Here is a 16,038-nt window from a genome sequence, read left to right as displayed (position 1 = left end):
CGTCCCCAATTTCGTCAAAAGCCAAACTTCCCCGTGATATCAAGGGTCTCAAGGCGCTTTGTTAAGTATTCCCGGCGGGTCTGTGGTTAATGTCTCCCTGTTGGGGTGTGCTGCCGTCCGCAGGACGGTCCCGTCGGCGGAGCGGGCACCTAAGATCCGATGGACAGCAGCAAACAAGAAAGAATGCCTGAGCTACCGGTGGCGCAGCGATGCCATGTGGAATGATCTCCGCACTCCCAAGCGTTGCCGCTAGGATTTCGGGATGCGTTCAATCTTTCCAGGAAATAGCGGTTCCACCCTGCCAACGGAGGATCCAGCAGAGGCTCTGGACTCCGAAAAAGGTGAACCGGTACCGGCAGGTTCCGCGGAAGAGACATCCTGGAGGAGGATCAGCCTTTGGCGGTCCTTCCTTTACCTGATGATTCCGGTAGGCATCCTGAGCATGGTTAGCGGCTTTCTGGCGCTGGCCACCCAAGTGTCATCGCCGGAGAACGTCGAGACGTTCCGGTTCTGGTTCTGGTACTTCGATCTAGGGCGTGAAATAAATGTTCCGACCTGGTTCAGCGCCGGGCTGTGGATAAGCGCAGGAATCCTCGCCGGGTACTTTGCACGCCATGCTTCCCGACACCGCAAGTCCTGGTCCCTGTTCTCGGTTGTCTGCGTTTACCTCTCCATCGACGAGACCTTGGAACTGCACGAGCGCCTCGATGTGATTGGAAACGAACTGGGCAAGTACCTTCCCGTGCAGTTGGGATTCACTTGGGTCATCCCGGGGGTCCTGATCGCCGGCTTGGTCGTTCTATCACTGCTGAGAATGGTCCTGACACTGCCCCGCACCACGCGGGCAGGACTCCTTGCTGCTGGAGCGGTCTTTATCGGAGGCGGCGTCGGGGCCGAAACCCTGTCCGGAATGTTCATCCAGGGAGAAGCCCTGCCGTGGCAATTCTTCCTGCTTACCCTGATCGAAGAAACTATGGAAATGACCGGTATCGCGCTTTGTGTTGCCGCTCTGGCACACCTTATCGCCTACCATCACTTGCCCGACGGGTCCACGGCCTACCGACTCGCCGACGGTGGCCGGCAAAACTCTTAGTTGAAGAGAACGCGCGACCGCGACGGAACGCAGCACGTCACGAGGAGTCGCCGTGAACCCATACGCATAATCGCAGTAGGGTGCCAACGATGGCCTGGACCGAAGTCAGGAAAGCAGTGCGCGACTTAGGGTGTCCAGGCCGACGGAGCCGATGTTCAAAGCCCTTGTGTGGAACTCCTTCAGGTCGAATCCGGGGCGGGCTTCGAGTTCTGCGCGGATCTGTTCCCAGAGGCGCTGGCCCACTTTGTAGGAGGGAGCCTGTCCCGGCCAGCCGAGGTAGCGGGTGAACTCGAAGTTGAGCTGGCCTTCGCTGATAGGGAGGTTCTGTTTCAGGAATGCGTAGCCCTTGTCCGCGGTCCAGGTGCCGGAGCCCCAGCGTTCGGGGACTTCGAGTTCGAGGTGGACGCCGATATCGAATACCACGCGGGCGGCGCGCATCCGCTGCATGTCCAGCATGCCCATGTGGTCGCCGGGATCGTCCAGGTAGCCCAGCTCCTGCATCAGCTTCTCGGCGTAGAGCGCCCAGCCTTCGCCGTGGCCGGAGGTCCAGCAGACGTTCCGGCGCCATTTGTTCAGCAGTTCGCGGCGGTAGGTGGCCGTGGCCACCTGGAGGTGGTGGCCGGGGACTCCTTCGTGGAACACGGTGGTGGTTTCGGCCCAGGTGGTAAACGTGTCCTCGCCGGCGGGCACGGACCACCACATGCGGCCGGGGCGGCTGAAGTCGTCGGACGGGCCGGTGTAGTAGATGCCGCCCTCATCGGTGGGAGCGATGAGGCACTCGAGCTTCTTCATAACGTCGGGGATGTCGAAGTGGACGCCGGCCAGCTCCGCCACGGCTTTGTCCGAGAGTCCCTGCATCCACTCCCGTAGGGCTTCCTTTCCCTTCAGCTGGCGCGCCGGATCGTTGTTGAGGATTTCCTTGGCTTCGGCGATGGAGGCGCCGGACTTGATGGCGTGGGCCACCTCTTCCTGCTGGGCGATGAGGCGGTCAAGTTCTTCCACGCCCCAGGCGTAGGTTTCCTCCAGGTCCACGGTTGCGCCAAGGAAGGAACGCGAGGCCAGCGCGTAGCGGGCGCGGCCGACTGCGTCCTTTTGAGGCGCGGCGGGCAGCAGCTCGGTCCGGAGGAACTCCGCCAGTCCGGCGTACGCGCGCCTGGCGGCGGCAGCCCCGGCGTCGAGCTCTTCCTGAACGGCGGCGGGCAGGGGCCCGGCGGCGGTGAATGCTCCGGCGGCCAGCTTCGCGAAGAAACCGTCCTCGGCGGCGTACTTTGTGGTCTGCTCAATGACGATGTTCACCTGGCGTGCCGCAGCAACTTTGCCGGCATCCCTCGCCTGCCGCAGGGAGTCCATGTACCCGGCAACAGCCCCCGGAACGTTAGATGCGCGGCCGGCGATGTGCTGCCAGTCCTGCTCTGTTTCCGTGGGCATGAGATCGAAGATGGCGCGGATGTCCTGGGCGGGGGAGGCGATGTTGTTCAGGTCCGCGTACTCCCAGCCGGAGGCATGGATCAGCAGCTGCAGGCCCAGCCGCTCCTGCATGGCGTCAAGGGTGACGGCGTCGACGTCGTCCTCGGGCTCGAGTCCCTCAAGGTCGGTGAGGGCCTTCCGCGCAGCCTCCGCGAACTCCGCGATGCCGGCGGGGGAGAAGTCCTGGAATTCGGTCTCATGCCCGGGCACGCCGAGGGTGGTGGCGAAGGACGGATTGAGCCTGATGAGCGTTTCCGTGTAATGGTCCGCGACGGCATCGATGCGGGTTTTCTGGCGGGCAGCGGGAGCAGTGTCTGTAGTCACACTCCGAGACTATCGCCCGGAATGCGGGAAGGTCCGCCTTTCAGCCGCGGCTTCGCTTCCATGCCCCGGGCCCGGGAGTGGGGGCCAGCCGCAACTGCTGCCGGCGCACCCAGTGCCGCACCGACGGCCTGCCGGCGGGTGCGGGCTCCCCGCCTCCCAGGGAAAGGACGACGGCGGTCAGTGCCGCCAGTTCCTCGGCCGTCGGCTGGCCTTTGACAACAGAAAGCAGGGGAGCGGCAGGAGCGGTGTTTTCGGCAGGCTCGACATCTGCAGGGCCTCCGTGGGCGAGGGGCCCGGACTGAGCGTGCGAAGGTTGGGAGCCGGTGGGGGTCACAGCGGGATGTTCCCATGCTTCTTGGTGGGAAGGCTGGCGCGTTTGTCGCGGAGCGCACGCAGCCCCTTGATGATCTGCGTCCTGGTCTCGCAGGGGGCGATAACGGCGTCGACATAGCCCAGTTCGGCTGCCTGGTAAGGGTTCAGGAGCTCTTCCTCGTACTGCCGGATCACTTCAGCCCGCCGGGCCTCGACGTCTCCGCCGGCGTCGGCAACTGCTGCGAGATCGCGGCGGTACAGGATGTTGACCGCGCCCTGTGCGCCCATGACGCCGATCTGCGCCGTGGGCCACGCCAGGTTCAGGTCGGCACCCAGCTTCTTGGAACCCATCACGATGTAGGCGCCGCCATATGCCTTGCGGGTGATGACGGTGAGCTTGGGGACGGTGGCCTCGGCGTAGGCGTACAGGAGCTTGGCGCCGCGGCGGATGATGCCCTGGAATTCCTGGTCCTTGCCGGGCAGGAACCCGGGGACGTCCACCAGGGTGATGATGGGGATGTTGAACGCGTCGCAGTGGCGGACAAAGCGGGCTGCCTTTTCCGAGGCGGCGATGTCCAGGGTGCCGGCAAACTGCAGGGGCTGGTTGGCCACGATCCCCACCGTGTGGCCCTCCACCCGGCCGTATCCGATCATCACGTTGGGGGCGTACAGGGCCTGCATTTCCAGGAAGTGGGCGTCGTCCACGATCTGCTCAACAACGCTGCGCATGTCGTAGGGCTGGTTAGCCGAATCGGGGATCAGCGTGTCCAGGGCGAGGTCGTCGTCGTCGACGTCCAGCTCCTGCTGGTGTTCCAGCACGGGTGCCTCGGAGAGGTTGTTGGAGGGCAGGAAGTCCAGCAGTTCACGCACGAATTCGATGGCGTCGGCTTCGTCGGAGGCAAGGTAGGTGGAGGTGCCCGTGGTGGCGTTGTGCTGGCGCGCGCCGCCCAGGGTTTCCATGTCCACGTCCTCGCCGGTGACGGTCTTGATGACATCCGGGCCGGTGATGAACATGTGCGAGGTTTTGTCCACCATCACCACGTAGTCGGTAAGGGCGGGGGAGTAGGCCGCTCCACCGGCGGAGGGGCCCATGATCAGCGAGATCTGCGGCACCACGCCGGAGGCGTGGACGTTGTTGCGGAAGATATCGGCGAACATGGCCAATGAGGCCACGCCTTCCTGGATCCGGGCTCCGCCACCGTCGAGGATGCCCACCACGGGGCAGCCGTTGCGGAGCGCGAACTCCTGCACTTTGACGATCTTTTCGCCGTTGACCTGGCTGAGGGAGCCGCCGTAAACGGAGAAGTCCTGGCTGTAGACGGCGACGGGGCGCCCGTCCACCGTGCCGTACCCGGACACCAGGCCGTCGCCCAGCGGCTTCTTCGTCTCCATGCCGAATGCGGTGGAGCGGTGTACTGCCAGGGCGTCGAATTCCACGAATGAGTCTTCATCGAGCAGGAGGGCGATGCGTTCCCTGGCGGTGTTTTTGCCGCGGGCGTGCTGCTTTTCGATCGCTTCGGGACCGGAGGGCTGTTCGGCACGGGCCTGGCGGTCGCGGAAATCGGCGATCTTTCCCGCTGTCGTTGTCAGATCGTGGCTCATCAAAGTATCTCCGGCTCTGTAGCAGATTGGTCCTGTGGCGCTGTCCTTCGTGGCAGGTCTGATGCGGGAGTTAAGTAGCATCCACACAAAAAACGAACCCTGCTGGCTAGTCTAATGACGCTTCAGACGGCCGCCGCTGTAGAAAACCTACAATTTTCTGCCGTGCCGCAGCCCGGCGAACCATGTTACTCGCCAGTAACATAACTGCGTTACAGTGGTTTTTATGACTTTGAGCAACGACGCTTCGGGATCGCCTGCAAGCCCCTACCAGCCCACCGGTACCCTGCGTGGCCGCACCATCCTGGTCTCCGGCGGAAGCCGCGGGATCGGGCTGGCCATTGCCACCAGGGCGGCGCAGGACGGCGCCAACATTGTGCTGCTGGCCAAGACCGGGGAGCCGCACCCGAAGCTTGAAGGCACCGTCTACACGGCTGCCGAACAGTTGGAGGCGGCCGGCGGCCAGGCGCTTCCGCTGGTTGGCGATGTCCGGCGTGACGAAGACGTGGCCGGAGCAGTCGCCGCTGCTGTGGAGCGCTTCGGGGGCATCGACGCCGTTGTGAACAACGCCTCTGCCATTGACCTGTCCGGCACGGATGCCGTTGACATGAAAAAGTACGACCTGATGCAGGCCATTAATGTCCGCGGGACGTTCCTGCTGTCGAAGCTGGCACTGCCGGCGCTGCGCGCCTCCGCCGGCGGTCACATCCTCACGCTTTCACCACCGCTGAACCTTGATCCGCGCTGGGCAGGAAAGCACCTGGCCTACACCATGGCGAAGTACGGGATGAGCCTGACCACCCTGGGGCTCGCCGAGGAGTTGAAGGGCGACGGTATCAGCGTCAATTCACTGTGGCCGTGCACCCTGATCGACACAGCCGCCATCCGGAACATGCCCCGCGGCGACCAAATGGTCCAGGCTGTGCGCGGCCCGCAAATCATGGCTGATGCCGCCCACGCCGTATTGACCGGCGCCAATCTTCGCGCCGGTCAAGCCGCTACCGGCAACTTCTACACCGATGAAGAGGTGCTTGCCGCAGCCGGAGTGAAGGACTTCCGCCCCTACAGCCTGGGGGCGCCGGAGGGCCGGCTGGTTCCGGACATCTTCCTGTAGCCGGCGCCACCTCCGCGTGCCGGGAGGGTTTAGCTCGGTAGGATTTAGCTATGGATGACGCACATACCCCCGGTACGCCCCTGAACCGGAGGGACCTGGCGGATCAGGACTTCCTGTCCGCCACCGGCATCCCCCGGTTGGAGGTAGTGGACTCCACCGGCTCCACCAACGCTGACCTGCTGCGGTCCGTCACCGTCGAGCCGGCTGCCTGGCCTGACCTGTCCGTGCTCACGGCCGAGTACCAGACAGCAGCGCGCGGCCGGCTGGACCGGCACTGGGAAGCGCCCCCGCTGAGCTCCATTTGCGTTTCCGTTGTCCTCCGGCCCGCCAACGCCGAGGGCCGGCCGCTGCCCACGCAGACCTACTCCTGGTTGTCACTCGTTGCCGCCCTGGCCCTGCGCGAAACCCTCCTGGAAACGGCTGGTATCCCCGCCGAACTGAAGTGGCCCAACGATGTACTGGTGAGGGGCAGGAAGATCGCCGGCATCCTGGCGCAACTTGGTCCCATGGGAGACGGTTCCGTGCCGCCCGTCATCCTTGGAACAGGCCTGAACGTCACCCTCGGTGCAGCGGACCTTCCTGTCCCCACCGCCACTTCCGTGATGCTGGAGGACGCCGGCACGCTGGACCGGACCCTGCTCCTGAAGAGCTACCTTTCGAAGTTCGCTGTCCTGTACCGCAGCTTCTGCAATGCCGACGGCGATCCGGCGGCAGGCATGGCAGGCGGCACCTCACTGCACAAGCGGGTTGAGGCGGCCATGGTCACCCTTGGCAAGCAGGTGCGGGCCCAACTTCCCGGAGACCACGAGATCATCGGACACGCGACCCGGCTCGACGACTACGGGTCGCTGCTGGTGGTGGACCGTGACTCCCGCGAGCACGTGGTCACCGCCGGGGACGTGGTGCACCTTCGGCCGTGGACCGCCCCGGACGCCACCGGCCAAGGCGGTTATGCGTAAAAACCTTGTCCCGGGCGAACAGGTGATTGTCACCACCCGCCCGCAGCCGAGGAAACTCGCCGGTGCCGCGGCTGCCTTTATTCTCTCGCCGGCAGTCGCAGCCTATTTTTCCGCCTGGGTGATCCGCGGCGAAGCCGGGCGGGCAGTCCCTGCCCTTTCCGGCCGTTGGACACCCTGGCTTGTAACCGGCTGCGTCCTGGCGGCTGCTTCGGTGTGGCTCGGCTTCTGCCTGCCCCGGCTGCTGCGGTGGCACGGGACCCGCTATACGCTGACCAGCAGGAGGATGGTGGCCAGGTCCGGTATGTGGAAGCGGCAGGACCAACAGGTGAACCTGGCATCGGTCCGAAACCTGACTGTCCATGAGTCGGTCCTGCAACGCCTCTTCCGTTCCGGGAATATATCCTTGGAAACCGGACACCAGGGAGTGGTCACGTTCCAGGATGTGCCGGAAGTAGCCCGGTTCCGGGACTTCATCCTCGATGCCATCGAGGACCTGCCTGACGAGGACGATGCCCAGCCGGGCGGAACAGCGGATTACCCCGCCGGGGCTTTGCCGTGGGAAATGAGAGAAGGTGGACCAGATGAACGATGAGCAGCAGCAGGAACGCGTCGAATCCATCGCGCCCACTCCCGCCACGGACGCGCACCCGGCCACCGGCACGATGTCCGCCGAAAGGCTGGCCATGAAGGCGCTGGAAGCCCGCCTGCTGGGCGGGGAACGCAAGCTCCGCCGTCGTGAAGTCGCCGCCGGTGCGGGGTTGTCCCTGCTGTCGGCGCGCAAACTGTGGCGTGCCCTGGGGTTCCCCAACTTCGGCGACGAGGACGTTGCCTTCACGGAGCGTGACCAGGCAGCCCTCTCCAACGTGGTGGACCTGGTCCGTTCAGGAAAGCTGACGGAGGAAGCAGCCATCTCCGTCACCCGCTCCATCGGCCAGATGACGGACCGCATGGTGGTCTGGCAGATTGAGGCCCTGGTGGAAGACATGGTGCACGAACAGGGCGTCACCGATGCCGTGGCCCGCAAGCGCCTGGTGAATGAGCTTCCGGCGCTGGTGGATGCGCTGGAGGAAATGCTGGTCTACTCCTGGCGGCGCCAGCTCAACGCCGGCGTCCAGCGGCTCGCCGTCCGTGCCGAAGCCGGCCTGCAGGCCAGTGAAGAAGGCCGCGAAGGCGACGAGGACGACGCCCCGCTGCCCCTGGCACGTGCCGTCGGCTTCGCGGACCTGGTTTCGTACACCAGCCTGTCCCGCCGCATGAACGAAAAAACCCTGGCCCGGCTGGTCCAGCGGTTTGAGAACAAGTGCGCTGAAATCATTTCTGTTGGCGGCGGCCGCCTGGTCAAGACCGTCGGTGACGAAGTCCTCTACATTGCGGAGACTCCCGCGGCGGGCGCGGAAATCTCCCTGGCGCTGGCCCAGGCCTTCACGGAGGACGAGATCCTGCCGGAAGCCCGGGTGGCAATGGTATGGGGCAGGATCCTGTCCCGGCTCGGCGATATCTATGGGCCCACCGTGAACCTCGCCGCCAGGTTGACCACGCTGGCGGACCCGGGGACAGTGCTCATAGACTCCATGACTGCCTCCGCCCTGGAGCACGACGAACGGTTTGTTATGGTGCCGCAGCCGCCGGAGAACGTCCGTGGCTTTGGCGAAATCCGCCCGGTACGCCTCACCCGCGGGCTCGGCAAGGGGCTCGTCCTGGACTAGCAGGCCTGGTTCTGCACGAAAAACCGGCCGCGGCGAGTTTATCCATTTGCTGGTTTATCCCTGTATAGTCAGTGCCGTCGCTGATGCCGGCGGCCGTGGGGAGGGCTCCCCATCGCGGCCGGAAGCGGACACTGGGTAAGCTTGCCTCCGGACTCACGGCAGTGCCGTCAGCCGGTTGGGCGCTCCGCCGACGCCCAATGTCAGGTCTCAGAGTGCTCCCGAGGGAGCAAGGCATCAATCAAGGCACGGGGTGTACATCCCGGGCAGCAGCTGCCTCGCGCAGCGCAACTTCAGGGGAATCAACGCTGTGACAAAACTGCTGGGGAAGCTTGGGCTGAAAAGGCGCCACAAGAAGTTTGTCAACGGAACCGCTTTCGGCGCAGCCGTGGCTGTTGTGGTCACTGGCGCGGTGTTGTATCCCGGGTTCAAGACCACCGAGGTGGAGCTGAACGACGGCGGCGTCTGGGTGGTCTCCAAGTCCAAGAACGCAGTGGGCCGGCTGAATTACCCGTCCCGGGTCCTTGACGGTGCCGTGACACCCGCCTCCACCACGTTCGACATCCTGCAGGATGCCGGGGACGTGTTTGTGGATGACGAAACCGGTTCAACCCTGAATCAGGTGTCGCCTGCCGCGATGCGCCTCGGCGGGGACAAGCAGCTGCCCGGCGCGGCCGACGTCAGTTTTGGCTCCGAGGTGATCTCGGTGACGGACGCGGCATCGGGCAAGGTGTGGGCTGTATCGCCGTCCACGGTCAACGGTTTTGACGAGGAAGCCACCGAGCCGGTGCTGGTGGGCTCCGAAGGAACCGTTTCGGCAGTGGGAGAGGATGACCGGATCTACTCGGCCGATCCGAAGTCAGGGGTGGTGACGGTAACCGGTGTGGACGCCAACGGTGAAGTCACGTCCTCGGAGTCCGAAACCTGGGGCGAGCTGAAGGGCTCGGGCGATCTGCAGCTGACGGTAGTGGGGGATAAGCCGGTTGTCCTCGACGCGGCCGCGGGTAAGCTCCTCCTTCCCGGCGGCAAGCGCCTGCAGCTGGACAACGCCCGCGAAGCCAAGCTGCAGCAGGGCGGTCCCGCCAGTGACTTTGTCGCAATCTCCACACAGAAGGCGCTGCTGAAGCAGCCCTTCGACGGCGGTAGGGCAAAAACGGTGGCGTTCGACGGCGAAGGGATCCCGGCTGCGCCCGTCCAGCTGGGCGGGTGTGTCCACGCGGCCTGGTCCGGCGCCAACAAGTACGTCCGTGACTGCACGAACGACGCGGACGACAAGAACGTGGACGTTCCCAAGGCAAGTGCCTCGCCGTCGTATGTTTTCCGGGTGAACCGGGACCTGGTGGTCCTCAATGATGTGAACTCGGGCAATGTATGGCTGGTCAACCAGAACATGCAGCTGGTCAACAACTGGGACGACGTTGTTCCGCCCAAGAACGAATCCGACGAGCAGGACCAGGAGTCAGCGGACAACAACACCATTAACGTCCTGCCGGACCGCACCAAACCCAACCGTCCGCCGGAAACCAAGCCCGACGCCGTTGGCGTGCGCCCCGGACGAACCACCATCCTCAGTGTCCTGGACAACGATTCCGACCCCGACGGCGACGTTCTCACCGCAGCCATAGCTGACTCCGGTCCGCAGGCCGGCACACTCGAGAACATCTACGGCGGCACCGCCTTCCAGATTTCAGTCCCTGCCGACGCCAAACCCGGCACCGAGACGTTCAGCTACAACGCCTCGGACGGCCGCGGCCTCTCCGCCGGCGGCCAAGTGACCCTCAGCGTGATGGCTCCGGAGGAGAACAAGCCGCCGCAGTTCAAGCGTGGCGACGCCACCACCATGCTCGTGGAGCAGGGCAAGACCGTCAGCCAGAACATCCTCACGGACTGGATCGACCCCGACGGCGATGACCTGGTCCTCCTCGACGCCAAGGCTGACAACGAGCAGGACCAGGTAAAGGTCCGCCGCGATGGCCTGCTGACCTTCCAGGACTCCGGCGCAACAGCCGGTAAAAAGAACGTGGAAGTCACCATTTGGGACGGCCGCGCCACGGTCACCGGAAAAGTCGTGGTCAACGTCCAGCCGCCCGGAGCCCTGGCACCGGTAGTGAACGCCGACCACGTCACCGCCGTGGTGGGCCAGGACCTGGTCATCGCGCCGTTGAAAAACGACGTGGACCCCAACGGAGGAGCCCTCCGCCTGGCCCAGGTGGAAGCCAACGGCCCCGCTGAGCTGGGTCCCGTAACCGACGGCGGCACCTTCACATTCCGGAGCACCACCCCCGGCCCCGTCTACCTTACGTACATCGCCAGCAACGGTCCGCAAAGCAGCCAGGGCCTGATCCGCGTTGACGTGGAATCCGGCGACGATACCGGCAACCCGGTTGCCGTCCACGACGTCGCGCTGATGCCCACCGGCGGCAGCGTGCTGCTGGATCCGCTGGCCAACGACTCCGATCCTTCCGGCGGTGTGCTGGTCCTGCAGTCCGTGAAACTGCCGGAAAATTCGACCGCGTCCGTCAGCGTGATCAACCACAGCGTCCTGCGCATCACCGACATTTTGGGAACCAAGGACCCGATTCTCTTCGAATACACCATGTCCAACGGCAGAAAGTCGGCCACCGGCAGCGTCTCCGTGCTGCCGGTCCCTGCGCCCGCAGTGGTGGAAGCACCCCAGCCGAAGCCGGACGAGGTCAACGTCCGCGTTAACGACGTCGTCACCATTCCGGTGCTGGACAACGACACCCACCCGCAGGGCCAGGAACTCACGGTGGACCCGGTTTTGCCGCAGGGCGTGGATCCCCTGGACGGGAAGAGCTTCGTCTCGGAGAACACCCTCCGGTTCATTGCCGGCAGCCAGCCCAAGACAGTCCGTGCCATCTACAACGCCGTGGACCCGCAGGGACAGAAGAGCGCCGCGGCGGTGACCATCCATATCTTGCCGCTGGAAGGCGCCGAGAACTCGCGCCCGCAGCCGCGCAACCTTACTGCCCGCGTGGTGGCCGCCGGCACTGTCCGGATTCCCGTCCCGCTGGACGGCATTGACCCCGACGGCGACTCCGTGCAACTGACGGGGATCGACAGTACTCCTGCCATGGGTACGGCCACCGTCGGCAGCAACTTCATCGACTTCACCGCCGCCGGTGACGGTGCCGGCACGGACACGTTCCGCTACAAAGTGGTGGACCGGCAAGGAGCGGTCAACACCGGCACAGTCACCGTGGGCATCGCGCCCCGCGGCGAGCTAAACCAGAAACCAACGCCTGTGGACGACGAAGTGAGGGTACGCCCCGGGCGCCAGATCGCCGTCGACGCCACCGGGAACGATACCGATCCCGACGGCGACCTCATCCGCATCCTCACGGATGGCATCGAAGCCGATCCTGCCCTGCAGACAACCGTGAGCAAAGCGAGCGGCCGGATCATCCTGCTGGCGCCGGGTGAAGCCGGAACCGTTAATGTGCGCTACACCATTGCCGACGACAGGGATGCCTCCGCGCAGGCCGCGATTCGCGTTGTGGTGGACAACGACGTGCCCCTCAAGGCTCCCATCGCCAGGGATGACAGGGTGACATCGGCCCAGACCCTGGGGAAGACCGCCGTCGACGTCCCCGTCCTGAAAAATGATGAGGACCCCGACGGCGTGGGCGAGGACCTCAAGATCAGCACCGGGGCCACCACCGCCCGGCCCGGCGCCGAAGGCAACATGGTGGTGGACCTCACCGAGCAGCCGCAGCTCATTCCGTACACCGTGGAGGACGTGGACGGCCAGCAGTCGACGGCGGTCATCTGGGTACCGGGGCTTGGCCAGCAGGTTCCCACCCTGGCCAAGGACGAGGTCATCGAGGTAGTCGCCGGCCAGTCCGTGGACGTTGACCTCGACGAATGGGTCAAGGTCCGGGAAGGCCGCTCTCCGCGCCTGACCCAGGCTGACCGGATTAAACTCATCGGGGCCGGCGGCGGGGACCCGGTGACCGGCGACGGCACCGGCCTGAAGTACACGGCCGGCACGGACTACGTGGGCCCGGGATCACTCACCTTTGAGGTGACGGACGGAACCGGACCGGACGATCCTGCCGGCCTGAAGTCCACACTCAGCATCCGCATCAAGGTGCTGCCGGATCCCAACAAGAACAACCCGCCGGAGCTGCTGGGTGCCAGCGTGGACATACCCAAGGGCGACTCCGCCAGCACTGACCTCGGCAAGCTGACCTCGGACCCGGACCGTGACGACGTCGAGAAGATGAAGTATGAGCTGGTGGGCGGTTCGCCCGCCGGATTCAACGCCAGCCTCGACGGCAGGAACCTGTTGGTCTCGGCCGCCGATTCCAGCGGCACCGGAACCACCGCGGCCGTCCAGGTCAAGGCCAGGGACCCTCGCGGGCTCGAAGCCACCGCAACGTACCAGCTGGCGGTGACCGCATCGAACCGGCCGAAGCCGGTGGCCAACGACGACCTTGAACCCAACGCTGCCGCCGGCAAGCCCGTGACGGTCAATGTCCTGGCCAACGATGCAAACCCGTTCCCGGAGACCGCCTTGAAGATCATCGCGGCCGGCGCCGAAACCGGCAGCGGCAACGTTGAGGTGAACGGTGATTCGGTGACCGTGACCCCCGCGCCTGGTTTCACCGGAACCATGGTGGTGTCCTACACCGTGGCCGACAAAACGGAAGACCCGTCACGGCAGGCCACGGCCCGCATCCGGCTCACGGTCAAGGACAAGCCACAAGCCCCCGTGACACCGCAGGCGCAGAGCGTGGGGGACCAGACGGCTCTTCTCACCTGGACGGCGCCGGCGGACCGCGGCTCACCCATCACCAAATACACCGTGTACGGCGAAGGCGGGTTCCAGCAGGTCTGCCCGGCCAACACCTGCACCCTCAACGGCCTCGTGAACAACACCAAATACCACTTCCAGGTGACAGCCACGAATGAGTTCGGTGAATCGGACCGTTCACCCGCCTCCGCAGAAGTGCGTCCGGACGTGAAGCCGGATACTCCGCTCGCGCCGTCGCTGACGTTCGGCGACAAGGAACTCTCCATCAACTGGACCTCGCCGGCCAGCAAGGGATCGCCGGTCAAGTCCTACGACCTGGAGATTTCTCCGCCGCCGGCCGGCCAGAACGCCCAGATCCAGAACCTGACCGCCGTCAGCTACGTCTGGAAGGGCCTGCAGAACGGCGTCTCCTACAAAGTCCGGGTCCTGGCACGCAACGATGCCAAGGAGCCGTCCGAGTGGAGCCCGTACTCGGCTGCCGAAGTGCCGGCCGGCGTACCGGCAACGCCTGCGGCCCCCACGGCGTCCCAGGCAGGTTCCCTTGGTGCGCAAAGCCAGCTGAAGGTCACCTGGGCGGCGCCGAACAACAACGGCGACGCCGTCTCGGCCTACACCCTGACCACCCTCCGCGGCGGCGCCGTGGTGTCCAGCCAGCAGGTCACCGGTACCTCGCAGAACGTGACGGTGGACAACTCGGAGACCAACTACACCTTCACGGTGTCCGCCACAAACAAGGCCGGAACCAGCGGGACCAGCGCGCAGTCGGCAGCGATCCGGGCCGTAGGCAAGCCGGGAACAGTGGCCGCTCCCACGGCGGCACTCGTGGAAACGAACGGCAATGGCGCCAAGATCGATGTGCGCTTCCCCGCTCTAACGGATGCGCAGCGGAACGGCTCCACCGCCGGTGAGATTTCCTATCGATACAGCCTGACCTCAGGTGGCGGAACCGGCAGCATTCCTGCCGGTGGGGGCGTTGTACCCGCCCAGAATGGAACGAATACGGCAGTTGTGGTCTGGGCGGTTTCTTCCCGCAGTTCTACCGCAGGTGACGCAAGCGCGCCGTCGAACTCCGTCAATCCTTACGGTCTCGCCTTTGCCCCGAACGTTACGGGCAGCAACAGCAGCGGCGTCGGAGACAAAACTGTTTCCTGGACGTGGAACCAGCCGGACGGCAACGGCCGCGCCGTCACGGGCTACCAGTACAGCCTGGACAACGGACCGTGGCAGGACACCGAGCAGCGCTCATTCTCCAAGAGTGTGGGGTACAGCGAGACCCACGAGCTTGAGGTCCGCGCCATCAGCGGCGGCCAGGCAGGGCGGATCGGCAGCGCTACTTCCCGCAGCGGGGCAGAGCCACCGCCCCCCGTCCCCACGTCCTGGACCATCACGGCAACACCGGTGCGCAGCTGCACCGAGCCCGGCTACGGCGTCGACAGCTTCCGCGCCGGCAACCCGTCGTCCTGCGTCGGCGGCGGCAAGTGGCTGCCGGAAAACACGCCATCGCAATCGGACTTCTACGTGGTCTGGTACAAGACGACCGAGAACCCCTCGGGCATCTGGTACCACCTGACCACAGGCCCTGCCGCCGGCAACTACGTCCGGCACGACACCACCAACCGGGACGGCCAGGGTCCGCCGGCGGGCATGCCGCAACGCTAGGCACACCGACCAGACTTCAAGCACCACCAAGACGGAAAAGGACTTACTCCATGACCATGACCACTGAGCAGGCCGAATGGTTTGCAGGCACCTTCGAGAAGCTTGTTGCCAACGTCAGCCAGGCCGTGCTGGGCAAGGAACACGTCATCCGGCTGACCTTCACGGCCATGCTTGCCGAGGGGCACGTGCTGTTCGAGGATGCCCCCGGCACCGGCAAGACCTCGCTGGCGCGGGCCTTGGCTGCCACGGTGCAGGGTTCCAACAACCGCATCCAGTTCACCCCGGACCTGCTGCCCTCGGACGTCACCGGCGTCACCATCTATGACCAGAAGACGCAGAAGTTCGAGTTCCACAAGGGCCCGATCTTCAACAACATCGTCCTGGCCGACGAAATCAACCGGGCGTCGCCCAAAACCCAGTCGGCACTGCTGGAGGTCATGGAGGAATCCCGGGTCACCGTTGACGGCGTCACCTACTCCGCCGGCCGCCCGTTTATGGTGATGGCCACACAGAACCCCATTGAACAGGCAGGTACCTACCGCTTGCCGGAAGCGCAGCTGGACCGCTTCCTCATCAAGACCTCCATCGGCTACCCGGACCACGCCTCCACCGTCCGGCTCCTGGGCGGATCCAACCTGAAGGACCGGTCCAAGGAGCTCTCGGCCGTCATCACCACGCAGGCCATCGCGGACATGGCGGATCTCGCTGCGACGGCACACGTGGACACGGCGGTCCTCGAGTACATCTCCAGGTTGTGCGAAGAGACCCGCAGCGCGCCGGAAACCCGGCTTGGAGTCTCGGTGCGGGGCGCGCTCGCCATGGTCCGGGCCGCAAAGGTGTGGGCAGCAGCGCAGGGACGGAACTTCGTTCTTCCGGATGACGTCAAGGAACTCGCCCCGGTGGTGTGGACCCACCGCTTTGTCATGGACCCCGAGGCCGAGTTCTCGGGAGCCACTGCAGAGGCCGTCCTTACCCGCATCCTGGCGGACGTCGCCGCTCCGCAGCAGCGGATTAACGCCTGACGCCGCACC

10 protein-coding genes are annotated in these 16,038 nt (G+C 65.1%); 7 read left to right on the top strand and 3 right to left on the bottom strand.

What is annotated here, in order from left to right; all coding sequences use genetic code 11:
• The first annotated feature begins 442 nt into the window (after positions 1–442).
• A complete protein-coding gene (locus M1D32_RS13230; RefSeq protein ID WP_458779111.1) occupies positions 443–1,093 on the top strand; it encodes a hypothetical protein in 651 nt (216 codons plus the stop codon).
• 105 nt (positions 1,094–1,198) lie between these two features.
• On the opposite strand, the gene M1D32_RS13225 is transcribed toward M1D32_RS13230, so the two are convergent.
• Genes M1D32_RS13225 through M1D32_RS13215 form a run of 3 tightly spaced genes read right to left on the bottom strand, consistent with a single transcriptional unit; the run spans position 1,199 to position 4,798 of the window.
• Complete coding sequence (locus M1D32_RS13225; RefSeq protein ID WP_458779110.1) at positions 1,199–2,884, bottom strand: DUF885 domain-containing protein; 1,686 nt, start codon at positions 2,882–2,884, stop codon at positions 1,199–1,201.
• A gap of 40 nt (positions 2,885–2,924) precedes the next feature.
• Entirely contained in the window at positions 2,925–3,218 is a 294-nt protein-coding gene (locus tag M1D32_RS13220) for an acyl-CoA carboxylase subunit epsilon (protein ID WP_458779109.1), read from the bottom strand.
• A complete protein-coding gene (locus tag M1D32_RS13215) occupies positions 3,215–4,798 on the bottom strand; it encodes an acyl-CoA carboxylase subunit beta (RefSeq protein WP_458779108.1) in 1,584 nt (527 codons plus the stop codon). The genes M1D32_RS13220 and M1D32_RS13215 overlap by 4 nt, the downstream gene beginning before the upstream one ends.
• 223 nt (positions 4,799–5,021) lie before the next feature.
• On the opposite strand from M1D32_RS13215, the gene M1D32_RS13210 reads away from it, so the two are divergent.
• From M1D32_RS13210 to M1D32_RS13185, 6 genes are all read left to right on the top strand, one after another.
• On the top strand, positions 5,022–5,909 hold the full coding sequence (locus M1D32_RS13210; RefSeq protein WP_458779107.1) for an SDR family oxidoreductase: 888 nt from the start codon (positions 5,022–5,024) through the stop codon (positions 5,907–5,909).
• 50 nt (positions 5,910–5,959) lie between these two features.
• The gene (locus tag M1D32_RS13205; protein ID WP_458779106.1) at positions 5,960–6,868 is read left to right on the top strand and encodes a biotin--[acetyl-CoA-carboxylase] ligase; all 909 of its coding nucleotides are present in this window, start codon (positions 5,960–5,962) and stop codon (positions 6,866–6,868) included.
• Positions 6,861–7,460, top strand: coding sequence for a PH domain-containing protein (locus M1D32_RS13200; RefSeq protein ID WP_458779105.1), 600 nt, complete (start codon positions 6,861–6,863; stop codon positions 7,458–7,460). Before M1D32_RS13205 ends, M1D32_RS13200 begins: the two co-directional genes overlap by 8 nt.
• Positions 7,450–8,574 carry an adenylate/guanylate cyclase domain-containing protein gene (locus tag M1D32_RS13195; protein ID WP_458779104.1) on the top strand — a complete coding sequence of 375 codons (1,125 nt, stop codon included), beginning with the start codon at positions 7,450–7,452 and terminating at the stop codon, positions 8,572–8,574. Before M1D32_RS13200 ends, M1D32_RS13195 begins: the two co-directional genes overlap by 11 nt.
• A 307-nt stretch (positions 8,575–8,881) precedes the next feature.
• On the top strand, positions 8,882–15,007 hold the full coding sequence (locus M1D32_RS13190; protein WP_458779103.1) for an Ig-like domain-containing protein: 6,126 nt from the start codon (positions 8,882–8,884) through the stop codon (positions 15,005–15,007).
• A gap of 50 nt (positions 15,008–15,057) precedes the next feature.
• Complete coding sequence (locus M1D32_RS13185) at positions 15,058–16,029, top strand: AAA family ATPase (protein ID WP_458779102.1); 972 nt, start codon at positions 15,058–15,060, stop codon at positions 16,027–16,029.
• Positions 16,030–16,038 lie beyond the last annotated feature (9 nt).

The organism is Arthrobacter sp. D3-16 (assembly GCF_054408515.1).
Note: the sequence above shows the minus strand (reverse complement) of the source record. Positions and strands in the feature narration are given on the sequence as shown.